We start from the raw sequence: 18,955 nt of genomic DNA, 5'->3' as shown, positions 1-18,955 counted from the left end.
AACATCTCGGCACCTGCGGCCCGGCCTGCGTGCGGGCCCCGCCTCGACCTACTTGCCGATGCAGAACTGGGAGAACACGGCGTTGAGCACGTGCTCGGTCGTGACGGCGCCGGTCACGAGCCCGAGGTGGTGGAGCGCGTCGCGCAGGTCGAGCGCCAGCGTGTCGCCGCCGTCGCCGGCTTCAAGCGACCGCTGGGCCCGGCCGACCGCCGCGCGGGCCGCGTCGAGGTGCGCCCGGTGCCGCTCGTTGACGGCGACGAGCCCGGCCTCGGCCGACTCGACTCCGGTCGCCCTCGCGGCGTCCAAGATTGCCCGGCGCAAGCCGTCGAGCGCAACGCTGTCGGCGAGGGCGTCGCGGGCGGAGAGGACGAGGGGGGTCCCCCCGTCCAGCCGCCCACCGCTCCGCTCAAGGGGGACAGCCGGTCCCGTGCGGAGCGGAGCGATGGCGGGATCGGCGGGGGGTCCTGGCCGCTCCTCCACCAGGTCTGCCTTGTTCTCCACCATGACGAGGGCTAGCTCCGGCTGGCGCTCGGCCAGGTCGTCCAGGAACGCCCGCTCCTCGGCGTCCAACCCGACGCTCGCGTCGACGACGTAGACCAGCACGTCGGCGCGGTCGATGGCGGCGCGGGCGCGGCGGGTGCCCTCGGCCTCGATGGCGTCGGCCGTCTCGCGCAGGCCGGCCGTGTCGACAAAGCGGACGCGGAGCCCGCCGATCTCGGCCTCGGCCTCGACCGCGTCGCGCGTCGTCCCGGGCGTCGGGCTCACGATGGCCCGGTCGTCGCCGACGAGCGCGTTGAGGAGCGTCGACTTGCCCGCGTTGGGCCGGCCGCCGAGCACCACGCGGACCCCGTCGCGCGCCAGGGCTCCGAGATGCGCCGTCCCGATGAGGTCGGAGAGCTGGCGGTCGGCGGTGGCGAGCAGGTCGCCCAGCTCGGCGCGGTCGGCGAACGCGACGTCCTCCTCGCCGAAGTCGAGCTCGAGCGCGACGAGCGCCGCCGTCTGAACGAGCGACTGGCGGACGGCCGCGACGGCCTCGGACACCCCGCCTCGGAGCGCCGACACGGCCGCACGGTGGCCGAGCCGGCTCTCGGCGTGGATGAGGTCGGCGACGGCCTCGGCCTGGGACAGGTCGAGCTTGCCGTTGAGGAACGCGCGCTGGGTGAACGCGCCCGGGGCCGCCGGCCGGGCGCCCGCGTCGTAGAGCGCGCGCAAGACGGCGCCGGCCACCACGTCGCCGCCGTGGCACGTCACCTCGACCACGTCCTCGCCGGTTGACGAGTGGGGCCCGCGCCAGACCACGCACACGACTTGATCGATCTGCCGCTCGTCGGCGTCGCTCAGCCAGCCGACCCAGACCGTCCGCCCGGCGGCTTGCGCCAGCCCTGGGTCGGAGAACCGGGAGGCGACGACGGGCACCGCCTCCGGCCCGCTCACGCGGACGACCGCCAGCGCCGCCGTCCCCCGGGCCGTCGCGAGCGCAGCGATGGTGGCGCCGCTCTCGCCGCCCTCCGATCCGGCGGAGGTGCGCGATGCGCGATGCGTGACGGGAGCGTCGTCGGGAGAATCACGCATCACGTGTCACGCATCCGCGAGCGGCCACCGGCCCTACTTCTTCCCCTTCTTCGAGCTGGCGCGGCCGTTCTGCGAGACCACCTGCGACGTGAGCCCGCCCTTGCGACCGGGCCGCTTGGCGCGCTTCCCGTTCTTCCCCTTGCGAGCCGCCTTCTCGGCGACAGCCGCCGCCTTGTCGATCTCGGGCGTCTCGCCGCGCTCGTGGGCGTCGTGGACCTGCTTGTTGATGAGCCGCTGTTGGACAATCGAGAACAGGTTGAACGCGAGGTAGTACAGCGACAGGCCCGACGGGAACCGGTTGAAGAACACGAAGAACATCAGCGGCATCAGGTACATCAGCACCTTCTGCTGCGTCCCGCCCATCCCCGTCGAGGACGACATCGAGAGCTGCATCGAGACCACCATCGACACGGACATCAGGATGGTGAACCCGGCGAGGTAGTCCCCGACGAACGGGATCGTGAACGGCAGCGGCAGGACGGGGTCCGGTGCCGAGAGGTCGGCCGCCCACAGGAACGACTCGCCGCGCAAGACCAGCGTCGACTGGAAGAACCGCCACAGCGCGATGAGCAGCGGGTACTGGAGGAGCATCGGGAGGCAGCCCCCGAGCGGGTTCACGCCGGCCGTCTTGTAGACGCCCATCATGGCCTCCTGCTGCTTCTGCGGGTCGTCGCCGTACTTCTCCTTGACGGCCGCCAGTTGGGGCGAGAGCTCGCGCATCTTGGCCGCGTTCCGATAACTCACCGCCGTCAGCGGCCACAGGAGCAGCTTGATGATCAGCGCGAAGACGATGATCACCAGCCCGTAGTCCGGGATGAACGTCGACAGGAACGCGAACGCCGGCGCGACGACGTACTGGGCAATCGGCCGGATGACGAACCCGACCCAGGCGCCGAAGTCGACCGTGTCGTACAAGCCGTAGTCGGCCAGGCGGCGGAGCTCGAGGGGGCCGAGGTAGAGCGTGAACGTGGCCGCGTCGCCGACCCCGAGCCGGGGCATCTCCAGGCGCGCGGCGTATTCCTGGGCGAACTCGCTGTCGGGCTCGTCGGCCTCGCCGGTCTGCTCGCCCGCCAGGCGGGCGCCCTCGGCGGCCGTCTCCGGGATGATGGCGGCGATAAAGAACTTGGTCTTGACGGCCACCCAGTCGATCGAGCCGCTGAGCACGACGGGCTCGGCCTCGCCGGCCTCGGTCAGCTTGACCGACTCGGTCTCGCCGGCCGAGCTGACGAACGCGCCGGCCTGCTGGGTCTCGCCCTGGGGGTCGGCCTCGGCGAGCGGGAGCGCGCCGTCCCAGATCACCTCGTAGCCGCCGCCCTGCGCCAGCAGGTCCGTCCCCGGCGTCTCGACGCGGAGGTCGAGGTCGTACGAGTCGTGGTGGAAGCCGTACACGAACCGGAGCGCGCCGGCGCCCACGGGCGCCTCGAACCGGAGGTCGGCCTCGCCGTCCTCGACGAAGAGGGTGTCGCCGGTGAACGGCTGGCCGTCCACGACGGGCGTGAACCCCAGCGCCCGCGTGTCGAGGTACTCGCCCCGCGACGGCAGCACGCCAATGGCGAGGGCGCCCTCCGGGTTCGACACCAGCTCGACGGGCTCGTCCGTCCCGGCGCGGTCGTAGCTCCGGAGCTTGTACGAGACCGGCGTGCCGCCCTGCGTCGAGAACGTGGCCTCGACCCGGTCCGTGACGACCGTCACGAAGCGCTCGGGCCGGTCGAGGGCGCGAGCGAACGCCGAGTCGGTCGGCACCGTGATCGCCTCGTCGTCGGGCGCGTCGACCTCGACGGGCGACAGCTCCGGCTCGGCCTGGGCGGCAGCGACCGAGTCGGCGGCGGCGCGTTGGGCCTCGACCTGCTCGGGCGTCGGCGCGGTCTGGATCATCCACAGCCCCAGGATCAGGGACATGAGGAGGATGCCGGCGATGGCAGTGCGGTCGAGGCCCTGGGGTTCCACGTGCGTTGGGGGGATGACGGCCGGGGCGTGCGGCTACGGGCGCTCGCGGTCCGAGGGTTCGCCGGTCAGCGGGAGGTCCCGGTCGGCCAGCCGGGCGAGGGCGCGGGGCAGGTCGCGGCGGACGTCCTCGGCGGCCGTGTCGTCGCGGCCTCGGAACAGGACCATCACCGTGAGCGCGTCCGGGCGGTCGCCGAACCGGTCGAGCAGCGGGCCCTGGTGGAGCCGGAACGTCTCGCGCAACAGCCGGCGGACCCGGGTGCGGAGCGCGTTCGTCCGGCGGCGGCCCGGCGCGAACCCGACCTGGAGCCCGACGTCGTGGCCCGTCTCGGCGCGCGGCACCGTCCGGGCCAGCAGCACGACGGTCCCCGCGCGGACGCGCTCGACGTCGGCCCGGTCCCGCTCGAAGAGGGGGCGCAAGAGCCGTCGCCGCTTGAGGCGGCGCGAGCGCGGGAAGGCGGCCGGCCGCACGGCGACGCGCGCCGGGCTACTTGCCCGACTTCGTGTCGTGGACGGTCAGGGCGTGGCGGCCCTTGGCCCGGCGGCGGGCGAGGACGTTGCGGCCGTTCTTGGTGGCCATCCGCGAGCGGAAGCCGTGCTTGTTGGCGCGCTTGCGGCGGCTGGGCTGGTAGGTGCGCTTCATCGGGGGGCGCCTGGGGCGCGGCAGCAGACGGCACGGCGGGCAGAGCGCCCGGCAGGGCCGACGGGGAAACACGAGACCGCCGCTCGGGCCGAGGCGCGGGCGGCGGGCCGAAAAGATACCGTGCCGCCGCCGAGCCCTCGTGAAGGGCCGTTGACTTCGGGCCCGCGAGCCGGCGCCTGTTGACGGGGCTCGCCGAGATCCCGTACCTTCGTCGTCCGCGCCCGGATCGGGCGCCGTTGCGGGAATAGCTCAGTTGGTAGAGCATCAGCTTCCCAAGCTGAGGGTCGCGGGTTCGAGTCCCGTTTCCCGCTCCGAGGGCCGGTCGGCGTCTGTCGGCCGGCCCTTTTTTGCGAACCGCCGTTCCGGCGGGCGCGGGCGGTTAGCTCAGCTGGTTAGAGCATCGGATTTACATTCCGAGGGTCGGGGGTTCGAGTCCCTCACCGCCCACCGGCGATCCCGCCAGTGACTTCGGGGCAAGGCTATTGTCGGAATGGGTACGGCCAGGGCAACAGAAAGTCCCCTTTCTCGCTGACTACGCAGCGGTGCCTCCGCCGTCTGCACGCCTTACCCGCTCGCGGATCGCCTCGACCACGAGGTCGTTCAGGCTCCGGCCCTCCTCGGCCGCTCGTGCGGCGGCGGCCCGGTGCAACGCCGTGTCGAGCCGGAGGCCCACCCGTCCCGAGAACGGCCGGTCCGGCTCCCGGCCCTGCTCCTCGCAGAAGGCGAGGTAGTCGTCTACGGTCTCCCGCATGGCCGCCTCCAGTTCCTCGACGGACGTCCCCTCGAAGTGGATCACGTCGCGGAGGTCCACGACGCGGCCGGAGAAGAGGCCGTTATCGGCGTCGTACGCGACGGCGGCAGTGTACCCTCGGTAAGTCATCGGTCTCAGGGGGTGGGGCCGGCGTCGGCTCCGGCGAACACGTCGGCGAGCGTCTTGCGGTGCTTTCTCGAGAGGCCCATCCGTCTGACTCAGCGGTATCACAATCTAATACCGCCTGGCGGTACCGCCAGCTCACCCGTCGCGGCGGAGCCGCTCCAGCTCTTGGCGGATCACGTCGCGCAGCGCGGGCGTGGCCGGGGCCGTCTCCGCCGGACGCGGGGCCGCCGCGCCGGGGTTGAGCACGGTGAACTCGACGCGCCGGTTGAGCGCCCGGCCCGTCTCCGTCTCGTTCGACGCGACGGGCCGCCGCTCGCCGTAGCCGACGGCCGAGAGCCGGTTCGCCGCCACGCCGGATGCTTCGAGATAGCTCGCGACCGACTCGGCGCGGCGCTGGGAGAGCCGGTCGTTCGTCGCGTCCGAGCCCCGGTCGTCGGTGTGGCCGCCGACCTCGACGCGGAGCGCGGGGTAGCGCCGGAGCACGTCGGCGACGACGTCGAGTGTGGCGGTCGAGGCCGGGATCAGGTCGGCCTGGGCGAACTCGAAGTTGACCGACGTCGTGCGGAACAGGCCCGTCTCCAAGACGGCCCGCTCGACCTCCTCGACCGTGACCGGCCCGGGCGTTGCCGGCACAGGCCGCGCCGGAGTGGCCGGCGTCGGAGTCGGCGTGCCGGGCGTCGCCGGTTGGGGACGGCCGGGCAGCACGACGACCGGCGCGCCTGCGACGGCCGGAAGCGACACGCCGCCCAAGTCGAGCCGCGCGAGCCGCCGGTCGATGGCGTCGAGCAGGTCGCGCTCCAGCAGCAGCAGGTCGAGCCGCGTCACGCCGGCCGACGGTGCCGCCCCACGAGGCCGGGTCGAGCGCGGCAACCCGAGCTCTTCGCGGACGGCGTCCACGTCCTCCGCCGTCGCCGGCAGCGCGGCCGGCCGTCGGGCGCCGATGCGGGGCCGGAACCGGGCCGGGCCCGTGACGCCGGAGCGGTAGTAGAACTCGCCGGCCCCGTTCGGCAGCGGCACCGTCGCCACGGGCCGCGCGCCGTCGGACGACCGGACGACGACGGACACGGAGTCGGCCGAGACGGTCGCGACCGAGTCGGCACCCTGGGCACGGGCCGGACCGGCCGCCACCCCGACGACGACGGTCCCCAGCAGGGCGAAGCGCGCGAGAGCCGTCATCGGAGCCTCTGCCTGATTCCCGATTCCTCGTTCCTCATTCCTAGTACGCCCGGGCGCCGAAGGGGAAGCGGTAGCCGGCCGTGAGCCGGTTGTAGCGGCCAAAGTTGCCCGTGCTGAAGTCGACGAAGAACCGGCCGCCGCCGTACACCACGTCGGCGCCGAGGCCGAGGTTGAAGGCCACCGCCGTGCCGCCGTCGTCGACCTCGTCCTCGAACGTGTCCGGCACGTCGTCGCTGGCGCCCGTGTTGACGAGGCCCAGGCCCACGCGGACGTAGGGCGCGCCGACGCTGGCCAGCGAGGCGGCCGGGAGCCGGAAGGCCGTGTCGAGGTTGAGCGTGAACGACCGCTGGCCGGCCACGCTCACCAGCAACTCCGGGAGGTACGTCAGCGAGCCGCCCGAGGCGTACTCAGCGCGGAGCCCGACGACGACGTTCTCGGTCCGCCCGAAGGCGAACCCGGTCGTCGGCGAGACGGCGTAGAAGCCGCGCGGGCGCAGCTCGGCCGGGGCTTCGGGCGCGACAACGGGGTCGGTCGTCGCCGGCGTGACGGCCGGGTCCGGCGTCACGGCCTGGCCGTCGGGCGTCACCACGACGGGCGCGGGGGCCGGCCGGGCGTCCCGAGCGGCGATCGCCAGCTCCAGGCGCCGCTCGAGCGCGGCGAGGTCGGCCGCCGTCACGCCGTCGTCGTCGCGGAACCGGTCGCCGATGCGGGCGGCGAGTTGGTCCTCGATGCGGCGCTGGATCGAGTCGAGGTCGTCCTCGGTGAGCGCGTCGCCGGTCAGGTCCTGGTCGGCGAGCGCCTCGCGCAGGGCCGCGCGGACCTCCTCGCGCAAGTCGGCCTCGCTGACGGCCGCGACCGGGGCGACGGCCTGGCCAGGGACGGCCTCGGTCCCGTAGATCGACTCGACGGCCGAGCCGCCGTCGAGGTCGCCGTAGCGGACGTACAGCTCGCCGGTCTCGGGCAGCGGGATCGTCACGATCCGCTCGCCGCTCGAGGTGCGGACCGGCGTCGGGAGCGTCGCCGCGACGCCGTCGGCGCCGACCGTGCCCGGGGCGAGCGCCGCGCCCGGCCGCGGCGCCGTGCGGCCCGGGGCGACCGGCGTCGGCGTCGCGCGCTGGACTTCCAAGCGTGCGACGGCCGCCGAGTCGCCGGCCATCCGCGCCTGGTCGATGGCGAGCTGGAGCTCGGCCTCCCGCACCTCGGCCGCCATCCGCTGGGCCTCCAGCTCCGCTTCGAGCCGGGCGCGCTCGGCCTCCAGGTCGCTCTGGCGGACGACGGCCACCCGGTCGCCCGAGTCGCCGCCCAACCCGAGCGACAGCCCGGCCCGGTACGTCGGGTTGACGAACACGTCGTCGGGCCGGCTCACGTCGCCCTCGTCCTGGGTGCTCATCACGAGCGCCCGGACCTCGCCGACGGCCCGGAGCCGAGGCCCGAACGGGATCTCGATGCCGGCCCCTCCGACGGCGAACGGCCGGTCCTCGGCGAGCGCCCGGTCGATCCCCTCGCCGCTGTCGTCGAACACGTCGGCGTAGCCGTCGAGCACGTCGAGGTAGCCCGCGCCGACGGTCAGGAACGGGACGAGCCCGGTGCCGCCGCTCAGCCGGAGCCGGACGTCGCCGCCGAACATCTGGATGTCCTCGAACTCGGTCGGGTCGTCGGACGGCGTGCCGCGGCCGTAGAACCCGCGCAGGCCCACGAGGGGCCCGATGTCGAACCCGGCCTCGGCACCGACGAACGTCTGGTCCGAGTAGTCGAACGACGGGTCGAAGTCGACGCGCGAGTAGAACGGCTCGACGACCAGGCTCAGGCCCGAGAGCCCGCCCGAGAACTGGCGCTGGAACTCGCGGTCGAGGTCGGTGAGCTCGCCCGGGCGGCGCCCGCCGAGGTAGAGCTGGAGCGCGGCCCGGATGGCCGGGTTGACCACCTCGACCTGGTTAAAGTCCTCGATCCCGAGCCCGACCGCGCCGAGCTCGGCCGGCGAGAAGAACGTGGTGCCCGGGTTGTAGCGGTAGGCGAAGGCCTCGGCCCCGACCGTCAGCGTGTAGCGGTCGGCCGCGGCGAACTGCAAGCCGGCCCCGCCCAGCAGGTACAGGCTCCGCGAGGCGTCCCGCTCGTCGGGCGAGAACCGGACGACGCCGGCGCCCGCGCGCAGGAACGGGATGACGGCGCCCGTCGACAGGTTCAGCTTGAGGTCGCCGCCGTAGCGCTGGACGCCGACCTCGCGGGCCGGCAGCGCCGCCAGCATGTCCTGGAGCTCAGGGTCCTCCTCGATCCCCGAGAAGCCCGAGTAGTCGGTCTCGAAGTCCCCGAGCAGGTACGCCCCGTTGAGCTCCAAGAACTCGCCGAACGAGAGGCCGCCGCCGCCGCCGTAGAGCAGCCCGTCCGCGAGCGCCGCGTCGCCGTCGAACAGGACGTACGTCGCCGACGGCGCGATCCGGTAGCCGACGCCCTCGACCTGGGCGAGCGGGGCCGTGGCGACCAGCGCCGCCAGCCCGACGGCGAGGGAGAGACGGGAGAAGAGGTGTGGGGAACGCATGGGGGACGGCCGGGAAGAGGGGGCCGAGGGCGCGCGCCTTCGGCAAACACAAACGGGAGGGCAGACCACGCCCCGCGCGGGGCAGAGCGGGCGGTCGGAGGGCGCGAGCCGGTCGGCCCACGCGCGGCCGGCGCTACGGCGTGTCGAGGCTCAGGCGCATCGTGAGCGTGCCCGGGATCGAACTGAAGCCGGAGTACCGGGCCGAGTCGTAGGCCTCGAGGTTGGCCGTGAAGTCGTCCTCCAGCGACAGGCCGTCGTCGTCGTCGCGCTCGAACGTGAGCACGTTGGGCAGCACGAGCCGGCCCAGCGTGGCCTCGTTGCCGCCGTCGAACGTCAGCCGGATCTCCTCACGGCGGACCTCGAACTCGCCCGGGACGAACCGCGTCGTCCCGCCGGTCCGGCGGAACTCCAGGGTGGCCTGCCCGCTGTCGAACAGGCGGATGAACGACTCGGCCACCACCAACGTGTCGAGCACGTTGACCGGGGCCAGCGCCGCCGCCTCGGGCTGGAAGCGGAAGGCGTCGAACGTGTAGATGCCCTCGACGTCGGCCGGCGTCGGCGTGTCGATGGCGCCGCCGGAGTCGCAGGCGGGGAGGGCGAGGGCCGCGACGAGGACGGCGACGGAGAGGAGAGCGAGGCGCATGGACGGGGGGAGGAGGCGGAGCCGAAGTGTAGGACGAACGGGCGGGGCCGGACGTGAGATCCGCGCGGAGGTCGAGCGGACGCCCGGCCCTCAGCCCGCTACTGGACGCGCCCGGTGGCCGCCGGGGGCGGGGCCGGCTCGTCGTCGTCGGCCTCGGGGAAATACAGGTCCACCACGTCGATGTTGACCTCGACCACCTGGAGCCCGGTCATCTGCTCGATCCGGTCCGACACGTTCCGGCGGATCCCGTCGGCCACGGCCGGGATCGAGGCCCCGTAGCTCGTGATGATCCGGACGTCGACGGCCGCCTCCTTCTGCCCCACCTCGACGTTGACGCCGAGCTCGTGCATCGACGACCGCGTGATGGTCTTGGCGAACGACGAGACCGTCTGGCCCGGCCCGTAGGGCACGAGCCGCTGGACGCCCTCGATCTCCTGGACCGCCAGCCCGGCGATCTTGGCGACGACCTGGTTGTGGACGACCGTCTTCCCGTCGTCGCCGACGAGGACCGACGAGCCGGGGAGGGTCAGGGCGCCGTCGTTGCCGTTCGTCTTCGTGACGGCGGTTTCGGTCTTGGATTTGGAGTCGGTAGCCATGGGAGTGTGGGGAGGGGTGGAGGGTGGAGCCGAGTGCTCCGGTCCGGCCGAGGCCGGGGGCTAGCGGCGGCGCAGCGCGCGCCAGGCGGCGTCGAGATCGACGCCGTCGCGGAAGGCGGCCTTGACGATGGCCCCGAGCGCGGCGCCGAGCGCCGTCAGCACGATCACCAAGAGGGCCTGGCCCGGCGTCAGCAGCACGAACAACAGCCCCACGCCCAGCCCGACCGCCGCGCCGACGGCCACGGCGTTCCGGCGGCCGGCCGGCGGCGCGGCCCGGCTCCGGTCCGGCGGCTGGGCCTGGACGCGGACGGGGCCGTCGGAGACCGGCCCGTTCGGCGACGGCTCGTCGGACGAGACCGCCGGGCGGGCCGGCGCGGGGCGAGTGGCGAAGGGGTCTCGGGGTCCCATGGGGAGAGCGGGGGCTAGTGGACCCGGGTGCGGGCGTCGAGGCTGAACACCTGGACGTCGAGGTCGGTGCGGACGACGGGCAGGCCCGTGTGGCGCTCGAGCGCCTCGGCGAGGGACGCCTTGACCCGGGCCGTGAGGTCGGGGATCGAGGCGTCGGGGACGACCGAGAGCCGGCACGCCAGCACCCATCCGCCCTTGCGGAGCCGGAGCACGGGGTCGGCCTCGCGGACGGCCGGGTCGCGCTCGGCGGCGTGCGCCACGAGCGCGTGCAAGCTCTCCATCCCGACCGTCACCGCGCCCGACCGGTACATCCCGTTCCGCGACGTCCCGCTCAGCGTCACCCGGGCCGACCGCTCGCGAGCGGCCGTCGAGCGCGCCGCGGCGAGCCACGCGAACGCCAGCCCCAGCAGCGTCAGGCCCAGCCCCAGGGCCGCCCACAGCCAGCGCGTCCGCAGCGCCAGCGCCGTGAGGTCCAGCCGCAGCGCCATCTCGCCGCCGCCCCGGCTCAGCAGCCCCACCGGCCCGACCGCGTCGAGCGCGTGCGCCAGGATGCCGACGCCAAACGCCAGCAGCGCGAGTGCGACGAGCGCGGCGGTCAGGCGCCAGAGGAGACGGAGGGCGAGGTCGTTCACGAGGGCGTGCGGAGTGGGGACAATCTGAAGGACGGCCTGGGGGTAAACATGAGGGTCAGATTAAACAACCCGCGTTGTGCCTGTGGTCTTCGGGTCCACCAGGACCGGGGACGGAAGACCGCCCGAGACTCGTCAGGGAAGCCGGTCCCCGGCCCTCCGTCTCCGGTCCTCCAGCCTCCTCCAGTTCAGGCGCAACGTGGGTTAAACAGGGCCGCTCATCCGCGCCCCGCCGCCACGTCGACCAGGTGGACGTCCACGTCGACCGCCAGCGGGGCCCCCTCCGGCCCGACGACGCGGGCCCGCTCCCACGCCGCTTGGGCCGCCGTCCGGACGGACCGGGCCACGTCCGCCAGCGGGTCCGTGCTCAGGTCCAGCCCCACCACGACGCCGACGACCAGGCGAGCGCCGCCCGGCGACGCCGTCAGGGCCACGCCCGCGACCGACCCGCCCGGCCCGCGCGTCTGGAACGTCGCGCTCTCCGAGACGCCCGAGACGCCCGGCGTCAGCAGGACGGCGTGGCGGACGGCCGCGGCGGCGTCGACCCAGGGGTCCGACGCGAGGCCCGCGCGCCTCACGAGATTGGGGCGCCGACGTGCGCGGCCTCCGGCGACACGACGTCGACCACCTCGACCGTGACGACGCCCGGCCGCAGCCCGAGCACGTCGAGCAGCGCGGCCTCGACCTCGGCCCGGACGCGGTCCGCCAGCGCGACGAGGTCCTCGCCGTAGCGGGCCGTCACGGCCACGTGGAGGCTCGGGGCGACGGCCCCCTCGACGTCCGAGAACGTCTGGCGGCGCTGGCGGTCGCGGAGCGCGTGGCCGGCCGCGGCCCCGACCGCCGCCCCGGCCGACGCGCCGACGGCGGCGCCGACGGGCCCGGCCTGGACCAGCCCTAGCGTCCCGCCCAGCGCGCCGCCGAGGGCGGCCCCGCCGGCCAGGCTCTCGACCGAGAGGACGCCCCGGACCTCGCCTGCGGCGATGGTCGCGGTGGCGTCGAGGACGGCGTCGGAGACGCGCGTCTGGCCGCGAGGGAGCGAGGAGAGAGTGGGCATGGGGGGAGCAGCTAGAGGAGGCCGGGCGCGAGGCGGTAGCCGACGCCGCGGACGGTCTCGATGGCGCCGGCCAAGCCGGCCGCGCGGAGCTTCCGGCGGAGGGCGTAGACGAACACGTCGACCGTGTTCGTGCCGGTCTCGAAGTCGATCCCCCAGACGCCCTCCAGGATCTCGTCGCGCGAGCACGCCGCCCCCTCGTGGCCGACGAGGTAGCCCAGCAGGTCGAACTCGCGCAGCGTCAGGTGAACGGGCCGCCCGTGGACGGCCAGCGTCCGCGCGCGGTCGTCGAGGCAGAGCGGGCCGGGCGCGCGGTCGGGCGCGGCCAGGGCAGGCGGGCCGTCCGTCCAGCGGCGGGCGCACGCGGCGCACACGGCCCGCAGGAGGTCGGCCGAGACCGGGAGCGCGAGGGCGTGGTCGGCCCCGGCGTCGAGCGCGGCGGCCAGCACGTCGGGGCCGCCGGCACACAGCGCAACGAGGGGCACGTCGACGCTCGCCAGGCGACCCCCTGGCGGCGGGACGCCGTCCCACCACACGAGGGCGAGGTCGGCGTCGGGCCCCGGGGCCCCGACCGTGAGGCGGACCGGGCCCAGGTACGCCCGCACCAGCGCCTCGACGTGGGCGCCCCCGCCGGGCACGAGCGCCGCCCGGAGCGCGTGCGGGCGCGCCCTCGAGACCAGGGTGTGGATGGCAGCGGGCATCGGGCGCAAGGTGGGGCCTCGGGGCGGGTCGGACATGAGGGCCAGATTAAAGGGACCGCGCGCAGCGCGGGCGCCGATCCGCGAAGACTGCACCGAAACACAATCGGAAGCGCTTCCGATTCCCTAGGCCCGGCTATCCTTGTGTGCCCCCGTCCCCGCGCCGGGGGCGCCGACTCGGTCCGGCGTGCGAGACCGCATCCCCTCCCCTCCCCCATGTCGAAGCCCCGCATCTGGTTCAACGGTGACCTGGTCGCCTACGAGGACGCCACCATCCACGTGCTCTCCCACGTCGTCCACTACGGGTCGTCCGTGTTCGAGGGGATCCGCGCGTACGACACCGACCGGGGCCCGGCCATCTTCCGCTTGGAAGAGCACATGGCCCGGCTGGTCGACTCGGCCAAGATCCACCGGATGGACGTGGGGCACTCGGTCGACGCGCTGTGCGACGCCGTCGTCGAGACCGTCGCCGCGAGCGGGCTCGCGTCGTGCTACATCCGCCCGATCTCGTTCCGCGGCCACGGGCCGATGGGCGTCAACCCGCTGAACAACCCGGTCCACACGGCCATCGCTGTCTGGGAGTGGGGCCAGTACCTCGGTGCCGAGGCCGTCGAACAGGGCGTCGACGTCCAGGTGTCGTCGTGGAACCGGCCGGCGCCGAACACGCTCCCGGCCATGGCCAAGGCCGGCGGGAACTACCTCGGCGGGAGCTTGATCAAGATGGAGGCGATCAAGAACGGGTTCTCCGAGGGCATCGCGCTGAGCGTCGACGGGCTCCTGTCGGAGGGGTCGGGCGAGAACCTGTTCGTGATCCGCGACGGCGAGATCGCGACGCCGCCGCAGACGCTCTCGATCCTGCCCGGCATCACGCGCGACTCGGTCATCCAGATTGCCCGGGACCGCGGCTACACCGTGACGGAGCGGTCGCTCCCGCGCGAGGCCCTCTACATCGCCGACGAGGTGTTCTTCACCGGGACGGCCGCCGAGGTCACGCCGGTCCGCTCGGTGGACCACTACCCGGTCGGGGCGGGGAGCCGCGGCCCGATCACGGCCGAGCTCCAGACGGCCTACTTCGCCGCGCTCCGCGACGTGTCCAACCCGCACGGCTGGCTCACGTTCGTCGACGACGCACGGGTGCTCGACGAGGCGGCGTAGCCGAGCATGGAAGGAAGGAGTGGGGAGTGTGGGGGTGGCCGCTCGGGGCGAGCGCACGCCCCTGATCTCCGGCCCGGACCCCCCGCCCGAGCGCCCATCGCTCCGCTCAGCGGGCGCGCGGACGGTCCCCCTTGAAGGGGGACAGCTTCTCGACCTGGGAGCGGAGCGACCGGAAGGGGAGCAGGGGGTCCGCGCGAGCCGTGCGGAAGGCCAGCTTTCTTTCAAGGGGGGAGAGCTTCCCGACCCGGGAGCCCTTCGGCTCCGCTCAGGACAGGCTCCGCGACCGACGGGAGAGCGGGGGGTCTGGGGCTCGCACGCGGTCGCCCTGAGTGGCCACCCTCCCCTCCTCCCTCCCACACTCCCTCCTCCCCGTAGTCCGTCCGCACCAGGGCGCGGGGCGGACGCGCCCTAGCTTGCGGGCGTCCTCCCCTCCGACCCGTGCGCCTGCTCTGCCTCGCCCTCGTCCTCGCGGCGCCGCTCGCGGCCCAGCCCGAGGCCCGGCGTGCGTCGTCGGACGGGTTCGTCGAGAGCGGGGGGCGGCTGGTGTACTACGAGGTGGTGCGGGACAGCGTGGTCGTGTTCGGGCAGGGCGCTGAGGGCCGGCCGACGGTGACCGTCCCCTACGCCGCGTTCGTCGACGCGCTCGAACGGTCGGCCCGGGCGGGCGCCCTCGACGTGAGCACGCTGCCCCGGGCGTCGTCGGCCCCGTTCGCGCTCGACGTGGACGACCGGGCCGTGGTCCGGCTGGCGACGGCCGTGCCCGTGGGGACGCTGGCGCTGGGGCTGCTGGCGGTCGGGCTGATCGCGCTCGTCGGCGGGGCCGTCGTGTGGGAGCGGCGGGCGCGGAAGGCGCGGCGGACGCGGGCCGAGTTCCGGCGGCGGCTGGCGGCGGCGCGCGAGGCCGAGCGGGCCCACGTGGCGCGGGAGCTCCACGACGGGCCGGTCCAGGACCTCTGCGCCGTCCAGGTCGCCCTCGGCGGGTCGGGCAGCGAGGCCGCGCGCGAGGCCGTGACGGCGGTCGTCGGCGAGCTCCGGGCGCTGTGCGACGAGCTCCGGCCGTCGGCGCTCGACGCCTTCGGCGTGACGGCGGCGCTGGCGGCCTTGGCCGACCGCGCCGGCTGGGGCGAGGACGGCCGCCTGGACGTCCGCTTCCGGGTCAGTGCCGACGCCCGGGCCGCGGCCGACGGGCCCGCGCTCAGCGACGAGAAGCGGCTGGCGCTGTACCGGATCGCCCAGGAGGCGCTCAACAACGCCGTCCAGCACGCCGACGGCACCCGCATCGACCTCGCCCTCGACGCCGACGACGGCGCCCTCGTCCTGACCGTCGACGACGACGGCGTCGGGCCGCCCTCGGACGACGGCCTGGCCTACGCCGCCCGGGGGCACTACGGCCTGCTCGGCATCCAGGAGCGGGCCGACCTGCTGCGGGCCACGCTCACCATCGGCCCCAGCCCGCTCGGCGGCACCCGCGTCGCCTTATCGATCCCCGTCCGCGCGCTCGCGGACCTGCCCGCGGCCCCGCCCGCGCTCGCCCATGCCTGACGTCGTCACCGTCGTCGTCGCCGACGACCACCCCGTGTTCCGTGCCGGCATCCGCGACGCCTTGGAAAAGGGCGGCCACGTCGAGGTCGTCGGCGAGGCGGCCGACGGCAACGAGGCGCTCAAGATGGTCCGCCGGCTCGAGCCCGACGTGCTCCTGCTCGACATGAACATGCCGGAGCGGTCGGGCCCCGAGGTGGCCGCCGCGCTCGCCGAGGAGGCCAGCCCGACCCGGATCCTGGCGCTCAGCGCGTACAACGACTCGGCCACGATCCACGGGCTGCTGGAGGCGGGCGCGGCCGGCTACATCACGAAGGACCAGCACCCGACGGCCGTGCGCGAGGCCGTGCTGGCGGTCTGGCGGGGCGAGGGCCGGTGGTTCGTCCCGATCCCGCGCAAGCCCGAGATGCTCTCGCCGCTGACCGGCCGCGAGCACGAGGTGCTGGTGCTCATGGCGCGCGGGTTCGACAACGGAACGATTGGGGAGCGCCTGCGGATCGCCGAGAACACGGTCCGGAACCACCTCGCCGCGGTCTACTCGAAGCTCGGCGTCGGCTCGGCGCGCGAGGCGGTCGCGTGGGCCTGGGAGAACGGGATCGTCAAGGCGACTTGACCGACGGGCCCGAGGCCGGCGGGGCCTCGGACAGGACGGTGCCGCTCTCGAGCAGGCGGATCCGGCGCTGGCGCGGCGCGACGCCGATCTCGAGGCGGCCCTGCTCGCCCGGCCCCAGCGTGACGGCGTAGCTCTCGCGCTCGACGGCGTGGTGCGCGGGGAGCTCGGCGTGGAGCACGCGGAGCGTCCAGTCGCCGGGCGGGACGCCCTCGAACGCGAACCGGCCCTGGCGGTCCGAGACCGCGCGCAGGCGCCCGCCCGGGCCCGTCATTTCGAGCACGGCGCGCTCGACGGACCCGGGCGCCGGCGCGTTTCCGAGCGCGGGCGGGCTTGGGGCCGAGACGCCGAACTGGCCCGTCAGCCGGGCGCCCCGGACCATCGGGATCTCGATGGGCCCGGCGGGCTCGTCCGGCGAGACCTCCAGCGGGAGCGCGATCATCGGCACGCGGTCGATGCCGGCGGTGACGCGGTCGATGTCGAGGGAGGCCGTCCCGGCCGGCCGGGGCAGATAGAACACGCCGTCGGCGTCGGTCAGGGCGAGGTCGGTCCCGAGCGTGACCGCGACGCCGGCCAGCCCCGCGCCCGTCTCGGCGTCGAAGACGCGCCCGGTGACGACGTCGCCTCGGAGCCCGACCGGGACGCGGAGCGGGACCACGTACGACACGCGGACCTCGTCGACCCGGGACCCGAGCGGGCCGCCGAGCGCGAGGTGCCGGCCCTCGACCTCGACCCGGTGGCCGGACGGGAGGGCGTGCTCGAAGCGGCCCTGGACGAGGGCGTGGGTGCGCCGGGGGACCGCCGCCCCAGCGTCCGGCTCGTCGGTCGAGGCCGAGGCCGTCAGCGACAGCCGCGTCCGGCGCGCCAGCGCGAAGGCGGCGCCGAGGTCGGCGCGCCAGCTCGACGCCGCGCCGGGCGCGTAGAGGCTCGGACCGCGCCGGCGCTCGATCCCGAGGTGGACCGACTGGCCCCAGGGGCTCGCCCGGACCCGGGCCCGGACGTGGTGGAACGCCCCGCCCGCGCCGGACGGAGGCGCGTCGACGGTTCCGGCTTCGGCGCTCGCCCGCAGCCCGATCCCGCCGACGTCGACGGCGGCGACCACCTGAGTCGACCGCTCTTCCCGTCCGGGCTCGCCGGGGGCGTCGGCCAGGCGGTAGCCCGTGCGGTAGACGGCGACCTGGCCGCGCCGGCCGACGGCCCGGCCGGCCAGGCTCGCCCCGGCCCGGTAGTGGCGCGAGGCCGAGGCCCCCAGCGTCTCCCCGTGCTGCCGGTCGTGCCACGCCCCCTCGACCCGGACGCCGGGCAGGGGCCGCAGCACGCCGCTCGCCGACGCCGCCCGGACGTCGCGGTAGCGGCCCGGGAACCCGGGGTCGGCCCCGACGACGCTCGCCGTGGTCGAGAGCCAGGGGCGGTCGAGGCGCACCCGCGCCGAGCACGCGCGCGTGGGCCCGCCGCCGCTGGTCGCGCCGGTGCCCAGGCCGCACTCGGCGTCGAGCGACGTCGCGCCGAGCTGGCCGATGAGCGCCCGGACCGTCGCCGCGTCGCCGCCCCGGGCGCCGCTCCGGTGCAACACGTTGGCGCGGACCTCGGCGCCGTCGCGGACCCGGACGCCGGCGAACGCCCCGGCGAAGGCGTCGCCGTCGACGGCGTACCGCTGGCGGTGGACGAACCCGCCCACGGCGAGCCGCCCGGCGTCGTGCTCGGCCCCGACCCCGAACCCGTAGCGCGCCGTCTCGGTCAGCGGCGACAGACCGAAAACGTGGTCGCCCGCCGACACCGTCAGGCCGTCGGCTCGGTAGCGCAGGCTGTAGCGGCTCCGGCCGCGGTAAACGCTCGGGCGCTCACGGTCGGCGACGGTGACGAGCGCCTCGACGGTCCCGCCGAGCGCGGGCACGGTGCCGGCGAGGTCGACCTGCCCGCCGAGCGCGCCCCGGGAGTGGACGCCCCGGACGGCCACCTCGGCGTCGAGCGCGTCGCCCCGGGCGACCTGCCCGGCCGGCGGCACGACGTCGGTGACGGCCGCCCGCCCGGCCGTCGCCGCGCCGGCCGGCGCCTCGACCTCGGCATCGACGCGGACGACGTGGCGGAGCCGTCGGGCCGTCGCGGGCGGCTCGGCGGTGACGGTGACGCGGCGGAGCTCGCCCGGGCGGAGCCGCACCCGGGCCGAGTCCAGGCGGAGCGGGAGCCCGGCGTTGCTCGTCGCGCGGAGGGCCGCCGTCACGGGCGTGTTGCCCGTGTTGACGAGGAGCATCTGGACTTGGTAGGGCGCGCCGGCCGCCGCCACTCGCGGCGCCGCCTCGGCCTCCAGCGCCAGCCCGTACACGGCCGCGACCTCGACGGCGAGGGCCGCCGTCTCACCGTCGACGACGTAGCGGACGGCGTAGCGGCCGGGCGGCGCGTCGGCCGGGACCTGGACCGAGACGATCTGGAGGTCGGACGCGCCGCCGCCGACCGTGAGCGGGCGCGCGGGGAGCAGCGACGTCCAGCCCGGCGGGAGGTCGAGCGCGCCGTCGGCCAGGCGGGGCTCGGGCCCGGGGTTGGTCACGCGGAAGACGGCCGTGAGCACCTCGCCCGGAGCCGCGTCCACCCGTCGCGCGCCGACGGCGTCGACGCGGAGCGGGAGGTCCGGGCGCGCCGCCGTGCCGTCGGTCGAGTCGGCGGCGCGCGCGACGGCGGCGGCCCAGCGCACGGGCCCGGCGCGGGCGCCGACGAGCGACAGCGGCCAGTCGACGGTGTCCGCCACGGCCACCGACGGCGCGCGCTCGGGCGGTCCGTCGGCCGCGCGGGGGGCCGGCGCCCACAGCGCGCACGCGGCCACGAGCCCGCCGAGCAGGCGGGCCGAGAGGCCGGGGACGCGGGGGGACCGTCGCTCCACCGC

Annotated in this window: 18 protein-coding genes and 2 tRNA genes; 5 read left to right on the top strand and 15 right to left on the bottom strand. The window is 75.1% G+C overall.

What is annotated here, in order from left to right; all coding sequences use genetic code 11:
• Window positions 1-48 precede the first annotated feature (48 nt).
• The 4 genes from mnmE to rpmH are packed head-to-tail and all read right to left on the bottom strand — an operon-like array spanning window position 49 to window position 4,159.
• Window positions 49-1,572: a tRNA uridine-5-carboxymethylaminomethyl(34) synthesis GTPase MnmE gene (gene mnmE, locus ACOOHE_RS02470; RefSeq protein WP_420456217.1), complete on the bottom strand. Its 1,524-nt coding sequence runs from the start codon at window positions 1,570-1,572 to the stop codon at window positions 49-51.
• Between the two features lie 33 nt (window positions 1,573-1,605).
• Window positions 1,606-3,519 (bottom strand): membrane protein insertase YidC, encoded by a 1,914-nt coding sequence (yidC, locus tag ACOOHE_RS02465; protein ID WP_420456216.1) that lies wholly within the window; start codon window positions 3,517-3,519, stop codon window positions 1,606-1,608.
• A 33-nt stretch (window positions 3,520-3,552) separates the two neighbouring features.
• Window positions 3,553-3,987: a ribonuclease P protein component gene (locus tag ACOOHE_RS02460; protein ID WP_420456215.1), complete on the bottom strand. Its 435-nt coding sequence runs from the start codon at window positions 3,985-3,987 to the stop codon at window positions 3,553-3,555.
• A 16-nt stretch (window positions 3,988-4,003) separates the two neighbouring features.
• A complete protein-coding gene (gene rpmH / locus ACOOHE_RS02455) occupies window positions 4,004-4,159 on the bottom strand; it encodes a 50S ribosomal protein L34 (RefSeq protein WP_420456214.1) in 156 nt (51 codons plus the stop codon).
• Between the two features lie 238 nt (window positions 4,160-4,397).
• Between rpmH and ACOOHE_RS02450 the strand changes: the two genes are divergently transcribed.
• A tRNA-Gly gene (locus tag ACOOHE_RS02450) sits at window positions 4,398-4,470 on the top strand.
• Window positions 4,471-4,532: 62 nt separating this feature from the next.
• Window positions 4,533-4,606 (top strand) — tRNA-Val (locus tag ACOOHE_RS02445).
• 85 nt (window positions 4,607-4,691) lie between these two features.
• On the opposite strand, the gene ACOOHE_RS02440 is transcribed toward ACOOHE_RS02445, so the two are convergent.
• The 10 genes from ACOOHE_RS02440 to ACOOHE_RS02395 all read right to left on the bottom strand — a co-directional run bounded on the left by ACOOHE_RS02440 (window position 4,692) and on the right by ACOOHE_RS02395 (window position 12,776).
• Window positions 4,692-5,039 carry a type II toxin-antitoxin system HicB family antitoxin gene (locus ACOOHE_RS02440; RefSeq protein ID WP_420456213.1) on the bottom strand — a complete coding sequence of 116 codons (348 nt, stop codon included), beginning with the start codon at window positions 5,037-5,039 and terminating at the stop codon, window positions 4,692-4,694.
• A 132-nt stretch (window positions 5,040-5,171) separates the two neighbouring features.
• Complete coding sequence (locus ACOOHE_RS02435; protein ID WP_420456212.1) at window positions 5,172-6,212, bottom strand: OmpA family protein; 1,041 nt, start codon at window positions 6,210-6,212, stop codon at window positions 5,172-5,174.
• A 40-nt stretch (window positions 6,213-6,252) separates the two neighbouring features.
• Window positions 6,253-8,748: a hypothetical protein gene (locus tag ACOOHE_RS02430; RefSeq protein WP_420456211.1), complete on the bottom strand. Its 2,496-nt coding sequence runs from the start codon at window positions 8,746-8,748 to the stop codon at window positions 6,253-6,255.
• Between the two features lie 133 nt (window positions 8,749-8,881).
• Window positions 8,882-9,391 carry a hypothetical protein gene (locus ACOOHE_RS02425; protein ID WP_420456210.1) on the bottom strand — a complete coding sequence of 170 codons (510 nt, stop codon included), beginning with the start codon at window positions 9,389-9,391 and terminating at the stop codon, window positions 8,882-8,884.
• 98 nt (window positions 9,392-9,489) lie between these two features.
• Entirely contained in the window at window positions 9,490-9,987 is a 498-nt protein-coding gene (locus ACOOHE_RS02420) for an Asp23/Gls24 family envelope stress response protein (RefSeq protein ID WP_420456209.1), read from the bottom strand.
• 60 nt (window positions 9,988-10,047) lie between these two features.
• On the bottom strand, window positions 10,048-10,395 hold the full coding sequence (locus ACOOHE_RS02415) for a hypothetical protein (RefSeq protein ID WP_420456208.1): 348 nt from the start codon (window positions 10,393-10,395) through the stop codon (window positions 10,048-10,050).
• A 14-nt stretch (window positions 10,396-10,409) separates the two neighbouring features.
• On the bottom strand, window positions 10,410-11,027 hold the full coding sequence (locus ACOOHE_RS02410; RefSeq protein ID WP_420456207.1) for a hypothetical protein: 618 nt from the start codon (window positions 11,025-11,027) through the stop codon (window positions 10,410-10,412).
• A gap of 215 nt (window positions 11,028-11,242) precedes the next feature.
• Entirely contained in the window at window positions 11,243-11,602 is a 360-nt protein-coding gene (locus ACOOHE_RS02405) for a hypothetical protein (RefSeq protein WP_420456206.1), read from the bottom strand.
• Window positions 11,599-12,078, bottom strand: coding sequence for a hypothetical protein (locus ACOOHE_RS02400; RefSeq protein ID WP_420456205.1), 480 nt, complete (start codon window positions 12,076-12,078; stop codon window positions 11,599-11,601). The genes ACOOHE_RS02405 and ACOOHE_RS02400 overlap by 4 nt, the downstream gene beginning before the upstream one ends.
• Window positions 12,079-12,089: 11 nt before the next feature.
• Window positions 12,090-12,776 (bottom strand): winged helix-turn-helix domain-containing protein, encoded by a 687-nt coding sequence (locus ACOOHE_RS02395; protein ID WP_420456204.1) that lies wholly within the window; start codon window positions 12,774-12,776, stop codon window positions 12,090-12,092.
• Window positions 12,777-12,989: 213 nt separating this feature from the next.
• Between ACOOHE_RS02395 and ACOOHE_RS02390 the strand changes: the two genes are divergently transcribed.
• The 3 genes from ACOOHE_RS02390 (at window position 12,990) to ACOOHE_RS02380 (ending at window position 16,080) form a co-directional block, all read left to right on the top strand.
• Window positions 12,990-13,928 (top strand): branched-chain amino acid transaminase, encoded by a 939-nt coding sequence (locus ACOOHE_RS02390; protein ID WP_420456203.1) that lies wholly within the window; start codon window positions 12,990-12,992, stop codon window positions 13,926-13,928.
• Window positions 13,929-14,366: 438 nt separating this feature from the next.
• Window positions 14,367-15,470, top strand: coding sequence for a sensor histidine kinase (locus ACOOHE_RS02385; protein ID WP_420456202.1), 1,104 nt, complete (start codon window positions 14,367-14,369; stop codon window positions 15,468-15,470).
• Complete coding sequence (locus tag ACOOHE_RS02380; protein WP_420456201.1) at window positions 15,463-16,080, top strand: response regulator; 618 nt, start codon at window positions 15,463-15,465, stop codon at window positions 16,078-16,080. The genes ACOOHE_RS02385 and ACOOHE_RS02380 overlap by 8 nt, the downstream gene beginning before the upstream one ends.
• Here ACOOHE_RS02380 and ACOOHE_RS02375 read toward each other — a convergent pair.
• Window positions 16,067-18,952 (bottom strand): hypothetical protein, encoded by a 2,886-nt coding sequence (locus ACOOHE_RS02375; RefSeq protein WP_420456200.1) that lies wholly within the window; start codon window positions 18,950-18,952, stop codon window positions 16,067-16,069. The genes ACOOHE_RS02380 and ACOOHE_RS02375 overlap by 14 nt on opposite strands.
• Window positions 18,953-18,955: the final 3 nt, after the last annotated feature.

It is taken from the genome of Rubrivirga sp. (assembly GCF_965213695.1).
Taxonomy (GTDB): Bacteria; Bacteroidota; Rhodothermia; order Rhodothermales; family Rubricoccaceae; genus Rubrivirga.
Note: the sequence above shows the minus strand (reverse complement) of the source record. Positions and strands in the feature narration are given on the sequence as shown.